The 17,599-nt window shown below is 74.1% G+C and carries 17 protein-coding genes and 4 pseudogenes; 15 read left to right on the top strand and 6 right to left on the bottom strand.

The window, feature by feature from the left end:
• The first annotated feature begins 27 nt into the window (after window positions 1–27).
• The 14 genes and pseudogenes from MF408_RS26245 to MF408_RS23520 all read left to right on the top strand — a co-directional run bounded on the left by MF408_RS26245 (window position 28) and on the right by MF408_RS23520 (window position 10,640).
• The gene (locus MF408_RS26245) at window positions 28–378 is read left to right on the top strand and encodes a hypothetical protein (protein ID WP_275693284.1); all 351 of its coding nucleotides are present in this window, start codon (window positions 28–30) and stop codon (window positions 376–378) included.
• A 207-nt stretch (window positions 379–585) separates the two neighbouring features.
• Window positions 586–1,416, top strand: a pseudogene (locus tag MF408_RS23575) (allantoate amidohydrolase); the annotation flags it as partial.
• Window positions 1,417–1,543: 127 nt separating this feature from the next.
• Window positions 1,544–1,945, top strand: a pseudogene (locus MF408_RS26240) (amidohydrolase family protein); the annotation flags it as partial.
• A 145-nt stretch (window positions 1,946–2,090) separates the two neighbouring features.
• The gene (locus tag MF408_RS26235) at window positions 2,091–2,831 is read left to right on the top strand and encodes an amidohydrolase family protein (RefSeq protein WP_275693283.1); all 741 of its coding nucleotides are present in this window, start codon (window positions 2,091–2,093) and stop codon (window positions 2,829–2,831) included.
• Window positions 2,828–3,989: pseudogene (gene hutI / locus MF408_RS23565) on the top strand (imidazolonepropionase). The gene MF408_RS26235 and the pseudogene hutI overlap by 4 nt, the downstream one beginning before the upstream one ends.
• Window positions 3,990–4,074: 85 nt before the next feature.
• Entirely contained in the window at window positions 4,075–4,629 is a 555-nt protein-coding gene (locus MF408_RS23560) for a DinB family protein (protein ID WP_240249617.1), read from the top strand.
• A gap of 7 nt (window positions 4,630–4,636) precedes the next feature.
• Window positions 4,637–4,831, top strand: coding sequence for a DUF3046 domain-containing protein (locus MF408_RS23555; RefSeq protein ID WP_240249616.1), 195 nt, complete (start codon window positions 4,637–4,639; stop codon window positions 4,829–4,831).
• A complete protein-coding gene (locus tag MF408_RS23550; protein ID WP_240249615.1) occupies window positions 4,828–6,123 on the top strand; it encodes an MFS transporter in 1,296 nt (431 codons plus the stop codon). The genes MF408_RS23555 and MF408_RS23550 overlap by 4 nt, the downstream gene beginning before the upstream one ends.
• 170 nt (window positions 6,124–6,293) lie before the next feature.
• Window positions 6,294–7,337 carry a recombinase RecA gene (gene recA / locus MF408_RS23545; protein ID WP_240249614.1) on the top strand — a complete coding sequence of 348 codons (1,044 nt, stop codon included), beginning with the start codon at window positions 6,294–6,296 and terminating at the stop codon, window positions 7,335–7,337.
• Between the two features lie 353 nt (window positions 7,338–7,690).
• On the top strand, window positions 7,691–8,080 hold the full coding sequence (locus MF408_RS23540; RefSeq protein WP_240249613.1) for a RecX family transcriptional regulator: 390 nt from the start codon (window positions 7,691–7,693) through the stop codon (window positions 8,078–8,080).
• A 15-nt stretch (window positions 8,081–8,095) separates the two neighbouring features.
• Window positions 8,096–8,602, top strand: coding sequence for a phosphoribosyltransferase family protein (locus MF408_RS23535; protein WP_240249612.1), 507 nt, complete (start codon window positions 8,096–8,098; stop codon window positions 8,600–8,602).
• Window positions 8,603–8,646: 44 nt separating this feature from the next.
• On the top strand, window positions 8,647–9,489 hold the full coding sequence (locus MF408_RS23530) for a polyphosphate kinase 2 family protein (protein WP_240249611.1): 843 nt from the start codon (window positions 8,647–8,649) through the stop codon (window positions 9,487–9,489).
• A gap of 126 nt (window positions 9,490–9,615) precedes the next feature.
• Complete coding sequence (locus MF408_RS23525) at window positions 9,616–10,254, top strand: hypothetical protein (protein ID WP_240249610.1); 639 nt, start codon at window positions 9,616–9,618, stop codon at window positions 10,252–10,254.
• On the top strand, window positions 10,251–10,640 hold the full coding sequence (locus tag MF408_RS23520) for a DUF3037 domain-containing protein (protein ID WP_240249609.1): 390 nt from the start codon (window positions 10,251–10,253) through the stop codon (window positions 10,638–10,640). The genes MF408_RS23525 and MF408_RS23520 overlap by 4 nt, the downstream gene beginning before the upstream one ends.
• 43 nt (window positions 10,641–10,683) lie before the next feature.
• On the opposite strand, the gene MF408_RS23515 is transcribed toward MF408_RS23520, so the two are convergent.
• From MF408_RS23515 to MF408_RS23500, 4 genes are read right to left on the bottom strand one after another with little or no spacing between them, the layout of a single operon-like run.
• Window positions 10,684–11,427 carry a sirohydrochlorin chelatase gene (locus MF408_RS23515; protein WP_240249608.1) on the bottom strand — a complete coding sequence of 248 codons (744 nt, stop codon included), beginning with the start codon at window positions 11,425–11,427 and terminating at the stop codon, window positions 10,684–10,686.
• A gap of 55 nt (window positions 11,428–11,482) precedes the next feature.
• Window positions 11,483–12,226 carry a phosphoadenylyl-sulfate reductase gene (locus MF408_RS23510; protein ID WP_240249607.1) on the bottom strand — a complete coding sequence of 248 codons (744 nt, stop codon included), beginning with the start codon at window positions 12,224–12,226 and terminating at the stop codon, window positions 11,483–11,485.
• Window positions 12,223–12,387 carry a hypothetical protein gene (locus MF408_RS23505; RefSeq protein WP_240249606.1) on the bottom strand — a complete coding sequence of 55 codons (165 nt, stop codon included), beginning with the start codon at window positions 12,385–12,387 and terminating at the stop codon, window positions 12,223–12,225. The genes MF408_RS23510 and MF408_RS23505 overlap by 4 nt, the downstream gene beginning before the upstream one ends.
• Window positions 12,388–12,393: 6 nt before the next feature.
• Window positions 12,394–14,148, bottom strand: a complete 1,755-nt coding sequence (locus tag MF408_RS23500; RefSeq protein ID WP_240249605.1) for a nitrite/sulfite reductase — start codon at window positions 14,146–14,148, stop codon at window positions 12,394–12,396.
• Window positions 14,149–14,510: 362 nt separating this feature from the next.
• On the opposite strand from MF408_RS23500, the pseudogene MF408_RS23495 reads away from it, so the two are divergent.
• Window positions 14,511–15,961: pseudogene (locus tag MF408_RS23495) on the top strand (glycine hydroxymethyltransferase).
• A 3-nt stretch (window positions 15,962–15,964) separates the two neighbouring features.
• On the opposite strand, the gene MF408_RS23490 reads toward MF408_RS23495, so the two are convergent.
• Together MF408_RS23490 and MF408_RS23485 are read right to left on the bottom strand one after the other, a co-directional pair.
• Complete coding sequence (locus tag MF408_RS23490) at window positions 15,965–16,630, bottom strand: methyltransferase domain-containing protein (protein WP_240249604.1); 666 nt, start codon at window positions 16,628–16,630, stop codon at window positions 15,965–15,967.
• 43 nt (window positions 16,631–16,673) lie between these two features.
• Window positions 16,674–17,417 (bottom strand): class I SAM-dependent methyltransferase, encoded by a 744-nt coding sequence (locus MF408_RS23485; protein WP_240249603.1) that lies wholly within the window; start codon window positions 17,415–17,417, stop codon window positions 16,674–16,676.
• Between the last annotated feature and the right edge of the window lie 182 nt (window positions 17,418–17,599).

The following is a 17,599-nucleotide window of genomic DNA, read 5'->3' as shown; positions in this document are numbered from 1 at the left end:
CCTCCGGCGAGCTGGAGTGCGCCGGTCGTGATCGGACGCGACCACCTCGACTGCGGGTCGGTCGCCTCGCCCTACCGCGAGACCGAGGGCATGCTCGACGGGTCCGACGCGATCGCCGACTGGCCGCTGCTCAACGCGCTCGTCAACACCGCCTCCGGTGCCACCTGGGTGTCGATCCACCACGGCGGGGGAGTCGGGATGGGGCGGTCGATCCACGCCGGCCAGGTCGTCGTCGCCGACGGCACCGAGCTGGCCGCGCAGAAGATCGAGCGGGTGCTCACCAACGACCCGGGCACGGGCGTGGTCCGCCACGTCGACGCCGGCTACGAGCGCGCCGAGGAGGTCGCGGCCGAGCGCGGCGTCCGCGTCCCGCGATGACCTTCGACGAGATGTGGCGCGAGCTCGCGCCGATCGGGCGCTCGGCGCGGTCGGGCGGCTACGACCGCCGGCCCTGGGACGCCGCGGAGCTCGAGCTGCGGTCGTGGTTCCGCGAGCAGGCGGCCGCCCGCGGGCTGACGGTCGAGGAGGACCCGTTCGGCAACCTGGTGGCGTGGTGGGGACGCCCCGGGGACCTCCGGCCCCGCGGTGCTGACCGGCAGCCACCTCGACAGCGTCCCCGACGGCGGGGCGTACGACGGCCCGCTCGGCGTGGTCTCGGCGTTCGCCGCCGTCGACCTGCTGCGCGAGCAGGGCGCCCCGCTGCGGCGTCCCCTCGGCGTGGCGGCGTTCGTGGAGGAGGAGGGCTCCCGCTTCGGCCGGGCCTGCCTCGGCTCCCGGCTCGCCACCGGCGCCACCACGTGGGCCGAGGCCCGCGAGCTGCGGGACTCCGACGGCGTGCGGCTCGGCGAGCTGGTCGAGGGCGGCGACCCGGCGCCGTGGCTGGCGCGGGTGGGGCGCTACGTCGAGCTCCACGTCGAGCAGGGGCGCGGGCTCGTCGACCTCGGCCGGCCGGTCGCGGTGGCGAGCGGCATCTGGCCCCACGGACGCTGGCGCTACGACGTCACCGGGCGGGCCGACCACGCGGGGACGACGCGGATGGAGGACCGGGCCGACCCGATGCTGACCTACGCGATGACGGCGCTCGCGGCCAACAAGCAGGCCCGGCTGGCCGGTCAGCGCGCCACGTTCGGCCGGGTGGCCGTGCACCCCAACGGCACCAACGCCGTCCCGTCGCGGGTCACCGGGTGGCTCGACGCGCGGGCGGAGACCGACGAGGCGCTCGACGCGCTCGTCGCGGCGATCGGCACCCAGGCCGCGCAGCGGGCCGAGCGCGACGGCACCACGCTGAGCGTCACGGCGGAGTCGGTGACGGGCGCGGTGGCGTTCGACCCGGAACTGCGCGACGCGGTCGGCCACGGGCTGCCGGTGCTGGCGACCCAGGCGGGTCACGACGCCGGCGTCCTGCAGGCCGCCGGCATCCCGTCGGCGATGCTCTTCGTCCGCAACCCGACCGGCGTCTCTCACGCCCCCAGGAGCACGCCGAGCCCGACGACTGCCACGCCGGTGTCACCGCCCTCGCCGCCGCGCTCGCGGAGGCCTGCCGGTGACGGCGTACGTCCTCGAGCGCGCGTGGGTCGACGGCCTCGTCCGCGACCACGTGCTGGTCGAGGTCGGCGAGGGCCGGTTCACCGTGGTCGAGCCCGACCGGCCGGACGCGGCCGCGACCCGCCTGCCCGGGCTGACCCTGCCGGGGTTCGCCAACGCCCACAGCCACGCCTTCCACCGCGCGCTGCGCGGTCGCTCCCAGCGCGAGCGCGGGACGTTCTGGACGTGGCGGGAGCGAATGTACGACGTCGCGGGCCGGCTCGACCCCGACGGTTACCACCGGCTGGCGCGCGCGGTCTACCGCGAGCTGGTGGCCGCCGGGTACACGAGCGTCGGGGAGTTCCACTACCTGCACCACCAGCCCGACGGCACGCCCTACGACGACCCCAACGCGATGAGCCACGCCCTGGTCGAGGCGGCGCGGGAGGCGGGGATCCGGCTCGCGCTGCTCGACACCTGCTACCTCGCCGGCGGGTTCGGGGGAGCCGCTCGGCCCTGCGCAGCGCCGGTTCGGCGACGCCGACGCCGAGGCGTGGGCCGACCGGGTGGCGGGCATCGACCACGACCTCGTCGGCGCCGCGGTGCACTCGGTGCGCGCCGTCCCGGCCGATCAGCTGGGGGTCGTCGCCGCCGCGGCGACCGGACGGCCGCTGCACGTGCACGTCTCGGAGCAGGTGGCCGAGAACGAGGGCTGCCGGGCGGCGTACGGGACGACACCCACGGCGCTGCTCGCCGATCACGGGGTGCTCGGCCCTACGACGACCGCGGTGCATGCCACCCACCTGACCGACGCCGACGTCGCGCTGCTCGCCGGCTCGGGGACGACCGTGGCGCTGTGCCCGACGACCGAGCGCGACCTCGGCGACGGCGTGGGGCCGAGCCGGCGGCTCGCGGACGCCGGCGTGCCGCTGGTGGTGGGCAGCGACAGCCACGCCGTCGTCGACCCGTTCGAGGAGCTGCGCACGCTGGAGCTCGACCAGCGCGCCGCGCACCAGCGGCGCGGGGTGTTCGCCGCCGCGGAGCTGCTCGCCGCCGGTCTCGACCACCGCTGCCTCGGCGTCGCCGACGCCGGCCGGATCGCTGTGGGCTGCCGGGCCGACCTGGTCACGGTCGACGCCGCCGGCCCGCGCACGGCGGGCACCGGCGCCGACGAGCACACCGCCGTGTTCGCGGCGGCGGCCGCCGACGTGCGGACGGTGGTCGTCGAGGGCCGGGTGGTGTTCGACGGCGACCACGGCGCCGTCGGCCGTGAGCTCGCCGCCGTCGTGGAGGAGGTGTGGCGGTGAGCCTGCTGGTCACCAACATCGCGGAGCTGGTCACCAACGACCCCGGCGCCACGGACCTGCTCGGGCTCCGCGCCGACGCGGCGCTGGTCGTGGAGGACGGCCGCGTCGCCTGGGTGGGCGCCGCGGCCGGGGCGCCCGCGGCCGACCAGGTCGTCGACGCGCAGGGGCGCGCCGTGCTCCCTGGCTTCGTCGACAGCCACAGCCACCTGGTCTTCGCCGGTGACCGGGCGGCGGAGTTCCGGGCGCGGATGGCGGGCGAGCCCTACGCCGCCGGAGGCATCCGCTCCACGGTCGCCGCGACCCGCGCCGCGAGCGACGAGCAGCTCGCCGCCGGCGTGGCGCGGCTCGCGGCCGAGATGCGGCGGCAGGGCACGACCACCTTCGAGACCAAGTCCGGCTACGGGCTCACCGTGGCCGACGAGGAGCGCTCGCTGCGCGTGGCGCGGCGCTTCACCGACGAGACGACGTACCTCGGTGCGCACGTGGTGCCCGAGGAGCACGCCGACGACCCCGCCGGCTACGTCGACCTGGTCACCGGACCGATGCTCGCCGCCGCGGCGCCGCACGCGCGGTGGGTCGACGCGTTCTGCGAGCGCGGGGCCTTCGACGCCGACCAGGCCCGTGCCGTGCTCGCCGCGGGCGCGGCGGCCGGCCTGCGGGGTCGGCTGCACGCCAACCAGCTGGGCCCCGGTCCGGGCGTCCGGCTCGCCGCCGAGCTCGGCCTGACCGCGGTCGACCACTGCACCTTCCTCGACGACGGCGACGTCGACGCCCTGCGCACCAGCGGCACGGTGGCGACGCTGCTGCCGGGGGTGGAGTTCTCGACCCGGCAGCCCCTACCCGGACGCGCGCCGGCTGCTCGACGCCGGCGTCCGGGTCGCGTTGGCCTCCGACTGCAACCCGGGCTCGTCGTTCACCAGCTCGATGCCGTTCTGCATCGCCGTCGCGGTGCGGGAGATGGGCATGACCCCGGCCGAGGCGGTGCACGCCGCGACGGCCGGGGGAGCGGCCGCCCTGGCGCGGACCGACGTCGGGCGCCTTGTGCCGGGGTCCCGCGCCGACCTGGTGCTGCTCGACGCCCCGAGCCACGTGCACCTCGCCTACCGTCCCGGCGTGCCGCTGGTGGCCCGGGTCTGGACCGGGGGCGCCGAGGCGTGAGCGACGCGCCGGGGTGGCAGCAGGTCGACGCTCGCTGGCAGCCGGCGGCGTCGCGGCCGCTGGCCCGGCTTGCCAGGATGGGACCATGAGCAGCCCGTCCATCGAGCCCGACACCAAGGACTGGACCTGGGTCCTCGACCGGCCGTGCCCCGACTGCGGCTACGACGCGAGCACGGTCGAGCCCGCCCGGCTCGGCACGCTGGTCCGCGACAACGCCGAGCGCTGGCAGCAGGTGCTCGCCTCGCCGGACGCGACCAGCCGGCCGCAGCCGACGGTGTGGTCGCCCACCGAGTACGCCGCACACGTCCGCGACGTGCACCGGGTCTTCGCCGGCCGGATCACCCTGATGCTGGGCGAGGACGGGCCCCGGTTCCCCAACTGGGACCAGGACGAGACCGCCGTCGCCGAGCGCTACGACCTGCTGCTGCCCGACCGGGTCGGCGCGGAGCTGCTCGAGGAGGCCGAGCGCGTGGCGTCGTCGTACGACGGCGTGACCGGGGACGCCTGGGAGCGGCACGGCCTGCGCAGCGACGGCAGCCGGTTCACCGTCGCGTCCCTCGGCCGCTACCACCTGCACGACGTCGTCCACCACCTCTGGGACGTGCGCTGGGTGCACGGCGCCGAGCGTGGCGGGGCATGATCCTCCTGTGAGGCACACCGAGTTCTGGGCGCGGCTCGACCACCACCTCGGGCGGTCCTACTCGCGCACCTGGGCCGAGCAGGTCGTCATCGGCGACCTCGACCACCGCACGGCCAAGGAGGCGCTCGACGCCGGCGTGCCGCCCAAGCAGGTGTGGGAGGCGGTCTGGCGCACGCTCGAGCTGCCGGCGAGCGAGCGGTGACGACCCCGGCGCCGGCGTCGGTCGACACGGCCGCGCTGCAGCGCCGCACCGTGCGGGTGCTCGTCCTGACCCAGGCGGTCGGTGCGCTCGGCATCACCATCGGCATCGCGACCGCCTCGCTCCTCGCCCGCGACCTGTCCGGCTCCGAGGCGCTGTCGGGGCTCGCCCAGACCGCCCAGGTGCTCGGAGCCGCGGTCATCTCCTTCCTCCTCGCCTCGCTGATGGCGCGGCGCGGGCGCCGCACCGGCCTGGTGACCGGCTACCTCCTCGGCGCCTCGGGCGGCGGGCTGGCGGTCCTCGCCGGGGTGGTCGGGTCGATGGCGCTGCTGCTCCTCGGCGCGGTGCTGCTGGGCGCCGCGACCTCCGCCAACAGCGCCGCCCGGTTCGCGGCCACCGACCTCGCCGACGACCGGACCCGGGGCCGGGCGCTGTCGCTGGTGGTCTGGGCCACCACGATCGGCGCGGTGCTCGGGCCCAACCTGACCGGGCCGGCCGGGGCGCTCGCCGAGGCGGCCCACATCCCGGAGCTGACCGGGCCGTTCGCGATCGGCGCGCTCGGGATGCTCGCGGCGGCCCTCGTCGTGGGCCTGCTGCTGCGCCCGGACCCGCTGCTCGTGGCCCGGGAACGCGCCGGCGCAGGGGCTGCCGGTCCCGCGCTGCACGGCTCCTCGGCCGCCCGGGCCTGGCAGGCGGTGCGCGAGCGGCCGGTGCTCGGTGCCGCCATCACCGGCCTGGCCCTGGCGCACGCCACCATGATCAGCGTCATGGTGATGACGCCGCTGCACATGGAGCACGGCGGTGCCGAGCTGGACGTGATCGGACTGGTGATCAGCGGCCACGTGCTCGGCATGTTCGCGTTCTCGCCGCTGGTCGGGCTGCTCGCAGACCGGGTCGGCCGCCCGCCGGTCCTCGCCGCCGGCGGCGTGGTGCTGGCGCTGTCGCTCGTCCTGTGCTCCTCCTCCCCGGAGGGGATGTCGTGGCAGGTCTCGGCGGGGCTCTTCCTCCTCGGCGCCGGCTGGTCGCTCGCGATGGTGTCGTCCTCGACGCTGGTCGCCGAGCACGCCCCGCTCGAGGCGCGCACCGACGTCCAGGGCTCCTCCGACCTGGTCATGGGCCTCACCGCCGCGGCCGCCGGTGCGCTCGCCGGGCTGGTCGTCGACCTCGCCGGCTACCCGGCGCTCGCCCTGGCCAGCCTGGCGCTCGCGCTCGGGGTGGTCGCGGCCGCCGTACGCGCCGGAGCGGCACGCGACACGCCGGGAGCGGTGGTCGACCGTCGAACAGGTGTTCGGTAGCGTCGGTCCCACGACGGGAGGCGGCCGACCGACCCACCGACCGTCCACAGGTACGACGCACCGGCAGGTGTGTCCCCAGGACCCGCCCGGCTGACCAGGCCGTGTCGGACCCTCGCCGTAGCGTCGCCGACGTACCTGGCCCGACCAACCAGACGAAGGACGTGAGGCACATGGCGGACGACCGCCTCAAGGCGCTCGACACGGCGCTGCTCAGCATCGAGAAGCAGTACGGCAAGGGCTCGGTCATGCGCCTCGGCGACGACTCGCGCGCCCCGCTCGAGGTGATCCCGACCGGCTCGATCGCGCTCGACGTGGCGCTCGGCATCGGCGGCCTCCCGCGCGGCCGGGTGGTCGAGGTCTACGGCCCGGAGTCGAGCGGAAAGACGACGGTGGCGCTGCACGCCGTCGCCAACGCCCAGCGCGGCGGCGGCATCGTGGCGTTCATCGACGCCGAGCACGCGCTCGACCCCGAGTACGCCAAGGCCCTCGGCGTCGACACCGACGCCCTGCTGGTCTCCCAGCCCGACTCCGGTGAGCAGGCGCTCGAGATCGCCGACATGCTGATCCGTTCGGGCGCGCTCGACCTGATCGTCATCGACTCCGTCGCCGCGCTCGTGCCGCGGGCCGAGATCGAGGGCGAGATGGGCGACAGCCACGTCGGCCTCCAGGCCCGGCTGATGAGCCAGGCGCTGCGCAAGATGACCGGTGCCCTCAACAACTCCGGCACCACCGCGATCTTCATCAACCAGCTGCGCGAGAAGATCGGTGTGATGTTCGGCAGTCCCGAGACGACGACCGGTGGCCGGGCGCTGAAGTTCTACTCCTCGGTGCGCCTCGACGTCCGCCGGATCGAGACCCTCAAGGACGGCTCCGACATGGTCGGCAACCGCACCCGGGTCAAGGTCGTGAAGAACAAGGTGGCCCCGCCGTTCAAGCAGGCCGAGTTCGACATCATGTACGGCCGCGGCATCAGCCGCGAGGGCGGCCTGATCGACGTCGGCGTCGAGGCGGGTCTGATCCGCAAGGCCGGAGCGTGGTACACCTACGACGGCGACCAGCTCGGCCAGGGCAAGGAGAACGCCCGCCAGTTCCTCGTCGACAACCCCGACCTCGCCAACGAGCTCGAGAAGAAGATCCTCGAGAAGCTCGGCGTCGGGCCCACCGTCGAAGGCGAGGACCTGTCCGACGAGCCGATCGGCGTCGACAGCTTTTGATGGCGCGAGCGCGTCGCTCCTTCGTCGCGCCGCGCTGCCGCGCGCGCGGTCGAGGTGACCGCAGCGTGAGGTCGTCGGGCGGCCAGACGGTCGGCACGCGGAGAAGCTCCCACCTCCGCTCCGGTCGCTCGTCCCTCGCTCCCTCCGCTGCAGTGGTCGCGTTCTCCGCGATGGCCGACGACAACGCCGAGCTGACATGAGAGCCGAACCGGCCGACGACGACCGCGACCTCGGTCCCGAGGCCGACCCGGAGTCGGTGGCTCGCAAGATCCTGCTCGACCAGCTGACCGGGCAGGCCCGCAGCCGGCACGAGCTGGCCGAGCGGCTGGCCCGCCGCGACGTCCCCCGACGACGTGGCTGGCCGGCTGCTCGACCGGTTCGAGGAGGTGGGGCTGGTCGACGACGCCGCGTTCGCGCGCTCGTGGGTCGACAGCCGGCAGCGCACCCGCGGCCTCGCCCGGCGGGCCCTCGCCCAGGAGCTGCGGCGCAAGGGCGTCGACGACGACACCGCCCGGGCGGCGCTCGACGAGGTCGACCCGGCCGCCGAGGAGGAGGCCGCTCGCCGACTGGTCCGCAAGAAGTTGCGCGGGCTGCCGAACGTCGACGAGACGGCGGCCGCCCGCCGGCTGGCCGGGATGCTCGCCCGCAAGGGGTACCCCGCGGGGCTGGCGTTCGCCGTCGTGCGCGACGAGCTCGCCGCCGCCGGCCGCGAGCTCGACGTGGGTGCCGATCCGGTCGACTGACGTCACAATGGCCCGGTGACCACCGACCCGGCCGCCGCCCGCGAGATCCTCACCTACGAGCTGTTCGGCACCGCGGTGCGCGACCTGGCGCAGCAGGTGGTCGACGACGGCTACGAGCCCGACATGGTGCTCGCGATCGCGCGCGGCGGGCTCGGCCTCGCGATGGGCCTCGGCTATGCGCTCGACGTCAAGAACCTCAGCGCGGTCAACGTCGAGTTCTACACCGGCGTCGACGAGCGGCTCGAGGTGCCGATCATGCTGCCGCCCACCCCGGCCGCGGTCGACCTCACCGGGATGCGGGTCCTGATCGCCGACGACGTCGCCGACACCGGCAAGACCCTCGAGATCGTGCGCGACTTCGTCGCCGGCCACGTCGCCGAGGCCCGCAGCGCCGTGATCTACGAGAAGCCGCGGACCGTCGTGCATGCCGACTACGTCTGGCGCCGCACCGAGCAGTGGATCGACTTCCCGTGGTCGTCCACGCCCCCGCTCGTCGACCGACGAGGCGGCAAGGCCCACTGACCCGGCTCCGCCGGCAGGAGCACGCCCCCCACTAGCCTTCGGCCATGACACCCGACCTGCTCCGCGTCCCACCCGGCGCGGTCGACCTCGGGGCGCTCCCGACGGACGCCACCCCCGGCTTCGACGGATCCAAGGAGGAGGGCAAGGCCGCGCTGCACGCGATGGCCGACGAGCTGGCCGACCTCCAGGAACGCCTGTTCGCCGAGGGGCAGCACGGCGGCCGCCGCAGCGTGCTGCTGGTCCTGCAGGGCATGGACACCTCCGGGAAGGGAGGCACGCTGCGCTCGACCGTCGGGCTGGTCGACCCGCAGGGCGTGCGGATCACCTCGTTCAAGGCACCGACCCCCGAGGAGCTCGAGCACGACTTCCTGTGGCGGATCGAGCGGGCCCTTCCCGAGCCGGGCTACATCGGCGTCTTCGACCGCTCCCACTACGAGGACGTGCTGATCGCCCGGGTGCGGCAGCTGGCCCCGCCACAGGAGATCGAGCGACGCTACGTGGCGATCAACGAGCTCGAGGCCCGCCTGGTCGAGGAGGGCACCACGATCGTGAAGTGCATGCTGCACCTGTCCGCCGAGGAGCAGCGGCGGCGGCTGCTGGCTCGGCTGGAGAAGCCCGAGAAGCACTGGAAGTTCAGCCCCGTCGACATCGACGAGCGCTCCCGCTGGGCGGAGTACCAGGAGGCCTACGAGGTCGCGATCGAGCGCACCGGCACCGCCGTCGCTCCATGGCACGTCGTCCCGGCCGACCGGAAGTGGTACCGCAACCTCGCGATCGGGCGGCTGCTGCTCGAGGAGCTGCGGGGGATGGGGCTGCGGTGGCCCGCGGCGGACTTCGACGTGGAGGAGCAGAAGCGCCGGCTGACCGAGGAGGACCCGCTCTCGTGAGCCTTCCCACCGTCACCGTCACCCGCTACGTGACGCCGTTGCGGGAGGGCGGCAGCCTCCCGGGCATCGTCGAGGGCGACGACCTCGGCACCTACGTCTGCAAGTTCCGCGGCGCGGGGACAGGGCGTGCGGGTGCTGGTCGCCGAGGTGGTCGTCGCCGGGCTCGCCCGCCGGCTCGGCCTCCGCACCCCCGACCTGGTCGTGCTCGACCTCGACCCCGAGATCGCGCGCTACGAGGCCGACGAGGAGGTGCAGGACCTGCTCAACGCCAGCGCCGGGCTCAACCTCGGCGTCGACTTCCTGCCCGGTGCCTTCGGGTTCGACGGCGAGGGCGCCGTCGACCCGGAGGAGGCCGCCCGCGTGATCTGGCTCGACGCCTTCACCGCCAACGTCGACCGCAGCTGGCGCAACCCCCAACCTGCTGTGGTGGCAGGGCGACCTGTGGCTGATCGACCACGGCGCCTCGCTCTACTTCCACCACAGCTGGGCGGGCGGCGTGGGCGACCCCGCCCGGTTCGCCGCCCAGCCGTGGGACGGCACCGACCACGTGCTCGGCTCAGCCGTCGGCAAGGTCGCCGACGTCGACGCCGACCTCCGCGGCCGGCTGGCCGGCGGCGTGCTGGAGGAGGTCGTCGCCGAGGTCCCGGACACCTGGCTGGAGGCGGTGCCCGGCGCCGACGACGCGGACGCGCTGCGGGCGGCGTACGTCGCCTTCCTGACCGCCCGGCTCGGCACCCGCGGCTGGCTCCCGGGGGAGCGGCGTGAGCGGGCAGCACGACCACAGCTACCAGTACGTCGCGCTGCGCTGCGTGCCGCGGGTCGACCGCGAGGAGTTCGTCAACGTCGGCGTGGTGCTCTACTGCCAGGCGATCGACTACCTCGCCGTCAGCTGGCACTGCGACCGCGACCGGCTGCACGCGCTCGACCCGTCGCTCGACGTGGACCGGGTGTGCGCGGCCCTCGAGTTCGTGGAGGGCGTCTGCGCCGGCGACGAGCGCGGCGGGGCGATCGCCGGCAAGCCGCTGTCGCAGCGGTTCGGCTTCCTCAAGGCACCGCGCAGCACCGTCGTGCAGCCGGGGCCGGTGCACGGCGGCGTGACCGCCGACCCCGCCGCCGAGCTCGGCCGGCTGCGGACCCGGCTGGTCGACTAGGGCGCGGGCCGGCTCCGGGAGCCGGCCCGGTCCCAAACCGGTCTCAGACCGGGACCAGCTCCACGGCGCCGACGGCGTACCGCGCCAGGACGGTGCGGGCGATCTCGGCGTGGGCGCCCAGCGGCTCCGACACCGCCACCGCACCGGCTTCGAGCGCCAGCTCGGTGGCCCGGTCGAGCAGGGTGCCGGGCGCGAGGAAGAGCGACGCGACCGCGATGTGGCGCCGGCCCTCGGCGCGGAACGCCCGGACGGCCTCGCCGGTGGCCGGCGGGGCGGAGGCGGCGTACGCGGCCGTCACCGGGAGCCGGTGGTGGGCGCCCCACACGCGGGCGAGGCGGGCGACCGCCTGGTTGGCCAACGGGTCGGAGGAGCCGGCGGCGGCCAGCACGAGAGCGTCGAGCTCGCGCACCCGCGCCGCCTTCAGCGCCGCGCGCATCCGCTCGTCGAGGACCTCGAGGAAGCGCGGCTCGAGCCCGAGCACCTTGGTGCCGCGGATCTTGAGACCGGGGTGGCGCGTCGTCGCCTCGGCGATCGCGCGGGGCACGTCGACCTTCGCGTGATAGGCCTCGCTGAGCAGCAGCGGCACGACGACGACCTCGTCGTGGCCGGCGCGGACCAGCTTGTCGACGACGGTCTGGAACCCCGGCTTGGACAGCTCGAGGAACGCCTTCTCGACCCGGAGGTCGGGGCGCAGCGCCTTGACCTCGTCGACCAGGGCGGTCACCGTGGCGGCGGAGCGAGGGTCCCGGCTCCCGTGAGCCAGGGCCACCAGTGCAGGAGCGGCCATCAGGATCGGCCTCCTCTCTCGTGGTGCGGGGAAGCGAACAGGGTGGGGGCGGCGGTCATGAGTGGATGCCGCACTCGGTCTTGTTGGTGCCGGCCCAGCGCCCGCTGCGCGGGTCGTCGCCGGGGGCCACGCGCCGCGTGCACGGCCAGCAGCCGATCGACGGGTAGCCGTCGTACACCAACGGGTTCACCAGCACGCCGTTGTCCTGGATGTACTTCTCGACCTGCTCGTCGGTCCAGCGGGCGAGCGGGGAGACCTTGACCTTGCCCTTCTTGGCGTCCCAGCCGATGACCGGGGCGATCACCCGATTGTGGGTCTCGGCCCGGCGCAGGCCGGTGGCCCACGCGTCGTAGCCGGCGAGCGCCTCCTGCAGCGGCTGCACCTTGCGCAGCTTGCAGCACAGGTCGGGGTCGGTCTTGTAGAGGTCCTTGCCGTACGTCGCGTCCTGCTCCGCCACGCTCTGCACCGGCGTGACGGTCAGTAGGTCGACGTCCATCGTGTGCCGCACGGCGTCGGCCGTGCCGAGGGTCTCGGCGAAGTGGTAGCCGGTGTCGAGGAACACCACCTCGATGCCCGGCACCACCTTCGACGCCAGGTGCGAGAGCACGGCGTCGGCCATCGAGGAGGTGACGCAGAACCGCTCGCCGAACGTGGCGGCGGCCCACTCGATGATCACCTCCGCCGGCGCCAGCTCCAGCTCGGCTCCCCAGTGGGAGACGATCTCGCGGAGCTCCTCCGGGGAGCGGCCCTCGGTGCGGGTGCCGCGGGCTTCGCGCGCCCGGGCGGTGGCCGCGCTCACCGGACGACCCCCTCGGGTCGGAGCAGCCCGAGCAGCCGCAGCGAGAACGCCCGCTGGCACGCGCGGCACTCCCAGGCGCCGTGGGCGGGCTGGTCGCCGGCGACCTCGTGCGGCCACAGGTCCTCGTCCCCGCAGTAGGGGGCAGTGGAAGGGGGCCGCACGCTCGCTCATGCGAGGGCTCCTTCGAGCTGACGCTGGTCGAGCCGCTCCCGGGCCTCGCCGCGGAGGAGCTCCTCGTCCGCCCGGGCCACCCAGTCGGCGAAGCTCTCGTCGTCCTTGCGGTCGGCGAGGTAGGCGGTGACGACGTCGGTGACGTAGTCGTCGAGCGCGGCGCTGGTGACCTTGTGGGCCCGCAGCTTCCGGCCGAAGTTGGCGTTGAGCCCGGTGGCGCCGCCCAGGTGCACCTGGAAGCCCTCGACCTGCCGGCCCTCGTGGGTCACGAGCTGGCCCTTGAGGCCGATGTCGGCTACCTGGGTGCGGGCGCAGGCGTTGGGGCACCCGTTGACGTTGATGGTGATCCCCCCGGGCACGAGGGCGTCGAGGTCGGGGAACCGGCGCTCGAGCTCGGCGACCAGGTCGGCGGCGCGCTGCTTGGTGTCGACGATCGCCAGCTTGCAGAACTCGATGCCGGTGCACGCCATCGCGTTGCGCCGCCAGCCGGAGGGGCGCGCGGACAGCCCGATCTCGTCGAGGTCCGCGAGCAGCGGCTCCACCGCGTCGCCGTCGACGCCGATCAGCACGATCTTCTGGTACGGCGTCAGCCGGGCGCCGGTCACGCCGTGCTGGTCGAGCAGGTCGGCGAGCCGCACCAGCAGCGAGCCGGACACCCGGCCCACCGTGGGGGCGATGCCGACGTAGAAGCGGCCGTCCTTCTGCGGGTGCACGCCGATGTGGTCGCGGTGGCCGACCGGCGACGGCGGCGACGGGTTCGAGACCAGCGGACGGCCGAGGTACTCGTTCTCCAGCACCTCGCGGAACTTCTCGATGCCCCAGTCGGCGACGAGGAACTTCAGCCGCGCCCGGGAGCGGAGGCGGCGGTAGCCGTAGTCGCGGAAGATCGACGCGACGCCCGACCAGGCGTCGGCGACCTCGTCGAGCGGGATCCAGACACCCATCTTCTGCGCGAGCATCGGGTTCGTGGCGAGACCGCCGCCGACCCACAGGTCGAAGCCCGGGCCGTGCTCGGGGTGGACGGTGCCGACGAACGACACGTCGTTGGTCTCCGGGGAGACGTCGTGGCTGGGGTGCCCGGTGAGCGCGGTCTTGAACTTCCGCGGCAGGTTGGAGAAGGCCTTGTCGCCGATGAACCGGCGCTCGATCTCCGCGAGCGCGGCCGACCCGTCGATGATCTCGTCGGCGGCGACGCCGGCGACGGGGGAGCCGAGGAACGGTCGCGGCGAGTCGCCGCACGCCTCGGTCGAGTGCAGCCCGACGGCGTCGAGGCGCTCCCAGATCGCGGGGACGTTCTCGACCTCGATCCAGTGGTACTGGATGTTCTGCCGGTCGGTGACGTCGGCGGTGTCGCGCGCGAAGTCGACGCCGATCTGCCCGAGGGCACGGACCGCGTCGGGGGAGAGCAGCTTGCCGTCGGTGCGCACGCGGAGCATGAAGTAGCGGTCGTCGAGCTCCTCCTCCTCCAGCGCACCGGTGCGGCCGCCGTCGATGCCGGGACGGCGCTGCGTGTAGAGCCCCATCCACCGGAACCGGCCGCGCAGGTCGGCGGGGTCGATCGAGTCGAAGCCGCGCTTGGAGTAGATGTGGAGGATGCGGTCCCGGACGTTGAGCGGGTCGTCGTTCTTCTTCGACTCCTCGTTCTTGTTCAGGGGCTCGCGGTAGCCGAACGCCCACTGGCCCTCGGCACGGCGGGGGCGGGGGACGTCGGTGAAGCGGGGCGCAGGCGAGTCGAAGCGCAGGTCAGCCATGGCAGAACGGGGTCCTTCGCTGATGGGCGCGCGAGAGGCGCGCGGTCGGGGTGGCCGGGTCGGATCAGCGAGGCCGACACATCATGCTGCGGGTGCGCCCGAGGTCCACGTGGCGACGAACCACGAGGAAGGCGTGGGTTGCAGCGGTGACCATGTCAATCAGTCTCAGTCCCCGGACGTCCTGACCACAAATGGCAATCTCATGATGTGGACCGACGTCTCGGGATGTGGACGGATCGCCGAGGTCGCCCCCGGTGGCCGGGCGGCGCTGCGACCGAGGTCACACCGCGCCACGACGCCGGTGCGCGGACGGTTTCCAGGCGCACGGTGCCGGCAACCTGCCTCACCCCTACGCTGTTCCCATGAGCGACGCCGTTCCCAGCAGCCTGGTCAGCAGCACCTACCAGCAGGCGCTGGAGGTGATCGCCTCCGTCGAGCCGCGGGTCGCCGACGCCACCCGCAAGGAGCTGGCCGACCAGCGGTCGTCGCTCAAGCTGATCGCGAGCGAGAACTACGCCTCGCCGGCCGTCCTGCTGACGATGGGCACCTGGTTCAGCGACAAGTACGCCGAGGGCACGGTCGGCCACCGGTTCTACGCCGGCTGCCAGAACGTCGACACCGTCGAGGCGCTCGCCGCCGAGCACGCCCGCGAGCTGTTCGGGGCGCCGTACGCCTATGCGCAGCCGCACTCGGGGATCGACGCCAACCTGGTGGCGTTCTGGTCGATCCTCGCCCACCGGGTCGAGGCTCCGGCGCTGGAGCGGCTCGGGGCCAAGAACGTCAACGAGCTCACCGAGGCCGACTGGGGAGAGCCTGCGCCACGAGCTGGGCAACCAGCGACTGCTCGGCATGAGCCTCGACGCCGGCGGCCACCTCACCCACGGCTTCCGGCCCAACATCAGCGGCAAGATGTTCCACCAGCAGCAGTACGGCACCGACCCGGAGACCGGGCTGCTCGACTACGACGCGGTGCGCGCCAAGGCGCGGGAGTTCAAGCCGCTGGTGATCGTCGCCGGCTACTCCGCCTACCCGCGCCGGGTGAACTTCGCCAAGATGCGCGAGATCGCCGACGAGGTCGGCGCGACCCTGATGGTCGACATGGCGCACTTCGCCGGCCTGGTCGCCGGGAAGGTGTTCACCGGCGACGAGGACCCGGTGCCGTTCGCCCACGTCACGACCACGACGACCCACAAGTCGCTGCGGGGGGCCGCGCGGTGGCCTGGTGCTCGCCCAGGAGGAGTACGCCCCCGAGGTCGACCGCGGCTGCCCGATGGTGCTCGGCGGGCCGCTGTCGCACGTGATGGCGGCGAAGGCGGTCGCACTCGCGGAGGCGCGGCGCCCGGAGTTCCAGGGTTACGCGCAGGACGTGGCCAACAACGCGAAGGCCCTGGCCGAGGGCTTCCTCAGCCGCGGCGCCACGCTCGTGACCGGCGGCACCGACAACCACCTGGTGCTGCTCGACGTCACGTCCTTCGGCCTCACCGGCCGCCAGGCGGAGTCCGCGCTCCTCGACGCCGGCGTCGTCACCAACCGCAACTCGGTGCCCGCCGACCCCAACGGCGCCTGGTACACCTCCGGCATCCGGCTCGGCACGCCGGCGCTCACCACCCGCGGCTTCGGGAAGGACGAGTTCGACCGGGTGGCCGAGCTGATCGTCCACGTCCTGCAGAACACCCAGCCCGGCACCACCAAGGCCGGCGCGCCGTCGAAGGCGTCGTACGTCCTCGGCGACGGGGTCGCCGACAAGGTGCGGGACGCCTCGGCCGAGCTGCTCGACAAGCACCCGCTCTACCCGGGCCTCGAGCTGGTCTGAGGATCAGGCCGGCCGGCCGGTCGTGCAGACCAGCAGGTGGTACGGCGCGGCGCCGGCGGTCGGTCGGCTCCCGGTCACCTGGCGCTGCTCGACCGTGAGCCCGGACCGCTCGAGCCGAGCGACGACCTCGGCGACCGGACGGACCGTGAAGCCGTGGCGGGCGACGGGCTGCGCCGCGAGCCACGCCGGGTCGGCGACGCCGAGCACGCCACGGCCGGTCGGCGCCAGCACCCGCGCCAGCTCGTCGAAGGCGGGGCCCAGGTCGTCGACGAAGTAGATCGTGTTGAGGCTGATCCAGCCGTCGAGCAGCCCGCTCGCCAGGGGCAACGACTGCATCGCTGCCTCGTGCAGCTGGAGCCGGGCGACCGCCAGCTCCTCGTGGTGGTTGCGCGCGGCACGGGTCAACATGTCCGCCGACGGCTCGACCCCGTGGACCACACCGTCGGGAACGGCCTTCAGCAGAAGGTCGAGCCCGTAGCCGCCGCCGAACCCGATGTCGGCGACCGTCTCCCGGCCCCCCAGGTCGAGCGCGTCCACCGCCGCCGTGATCGTCGGCCGGTTGCCCTTGTTGAGCATCCGCGCGACGACCGCCCCGAGCCGTCCCGACGGCCCGCCGAGCTGACGGGCGAGCGTGCGGACGACGAAGGCGGGAGGCTGGAGGCGCGGCACCCGGGCAGTCTTGCAGGTCGGTCGCGGGGGAGGGAGGCCTCGCTCAGGCTTGCTTGCGCCAGACCGAGACGTGGCTGGTGCTCTCACCGGTGAACGGAGTGCGCCGCCAGTCGGCCCAGCGCGCCTCGCGCTCCAGGCCGGCGATCCGCGCCATCAGGTCCAGCTCGGCGGGCCAGGCGTAGCGGAACCGGCCGGAGCTGCGGCGGTAGGAGCCGTCCGGCTCACGGTGGAAGTGGTGCGACGTCAGCAGCTGCTCGGCGACGTCGTAGGTGTCGAACCCGACGTGCTCGGGGGAGAGGTCGAACGGCACCGCCTGCTGGGCCGGTGGCAGCCGGCGCAGGTCGGGCACGCCCAGCTCGACGAGGAAGCGTCCGCCGGGGGCGAGGTGCTCGGCCGCGTTGCGGAAGCACGCGACCTGCTCGTCCTGGGTGAGCAGGTTGGAGATGGTGTTGTAGACGAGGTAGACGAGGGTGAAGGTGCCGACGCCGTCGACCACGGTCGTGGCCATGTCGCCGATCACCACCGGCAGGTCCGCCTCGTCGACCTTGGCGCGCAGCACCGCGGCCATCGGCTCCGACAGCTCGATGCCGGTCACCGGCACGCCGCGCTCGTGCAGAGGCACCGCCACCCGGCCAGTGCCGATCGCCAGCTCCAGAGCCGGGCCGCTGCCGGCCAGCTCGACGAGCAGGTCGACCACGGGCCCGAGCACCTCCGGCCCGGCGTTGGCTGCCTCCTCGGCGTCGTACCGACTCGCCGTCTCCTCGTCCCACACCTCGCTGCTGGTCACTCGCCCCACCCTGCAGACGCCGCGGGCGTTGAGTCGAACGGATTTCCAGGCCGCGCGGGGACGTCATGCGGGGCGAGGGCGATCGCCCACGATCCGTATGACGTCCCCGGCTCGCGCTGCCTCGGCAGCATCCGGCGCGGGTCCGGGCATCACGCGGAGTGCGGCAGGACCTCGTCCATCGG

This window comes from Nocardioides sp. TF02-7 (assembly GCF_022437945.1).
In the GTDB taxonomy this organism is placed as follows: domain Bacteria; phylum Actinomycetota; class Actinomycetes; order Propionibacteriales; family Nocardioidaceae; genus Nocardioides.
This window is presented reverse-complemented; position numbering and strand designations above follow the sequence as displayed.

Excerpts from the sequence above, each read along its gene's own strand:
- recA (WP_240249614.1), top strand. The coding sequence starts at position 6,294 with ATGGCGGACGACCGCCTCAAGGCGCTCGACACGGCGCTGCTCAGCATC.
- MF408_RS23530 (WP_240249611.1), top strand. The coding sequence starts at position 8,647 with ATGACACCCGACCTGCTCCGCGTCCCACCCGGCGCGGTCGACCTCGGG.
- MF408_RS23515 (WP_240249608.1), bottom strand. The coding sequence starts at position 11,427 with ATGGCCGCTCCTGCACTGGTGGCCCTGGCTCACGGGAGCCGGGACCCT.
- MF408_RS23500 (WP_240249605.1), bottom strand. The coding sequence starts at position 14,148 with ATGGCTGACCTGCGCTTCGACTCGCCTGCGCCCCGCTTCACCGACGTC.
- MF408_RS23560 (WP_240249617.1), top strand. The coding sequence starts at position 4,075 with ATGAGCAGCCCGTCCATCGAGCCCGACACCAAGGACTGGACCTGGGTC.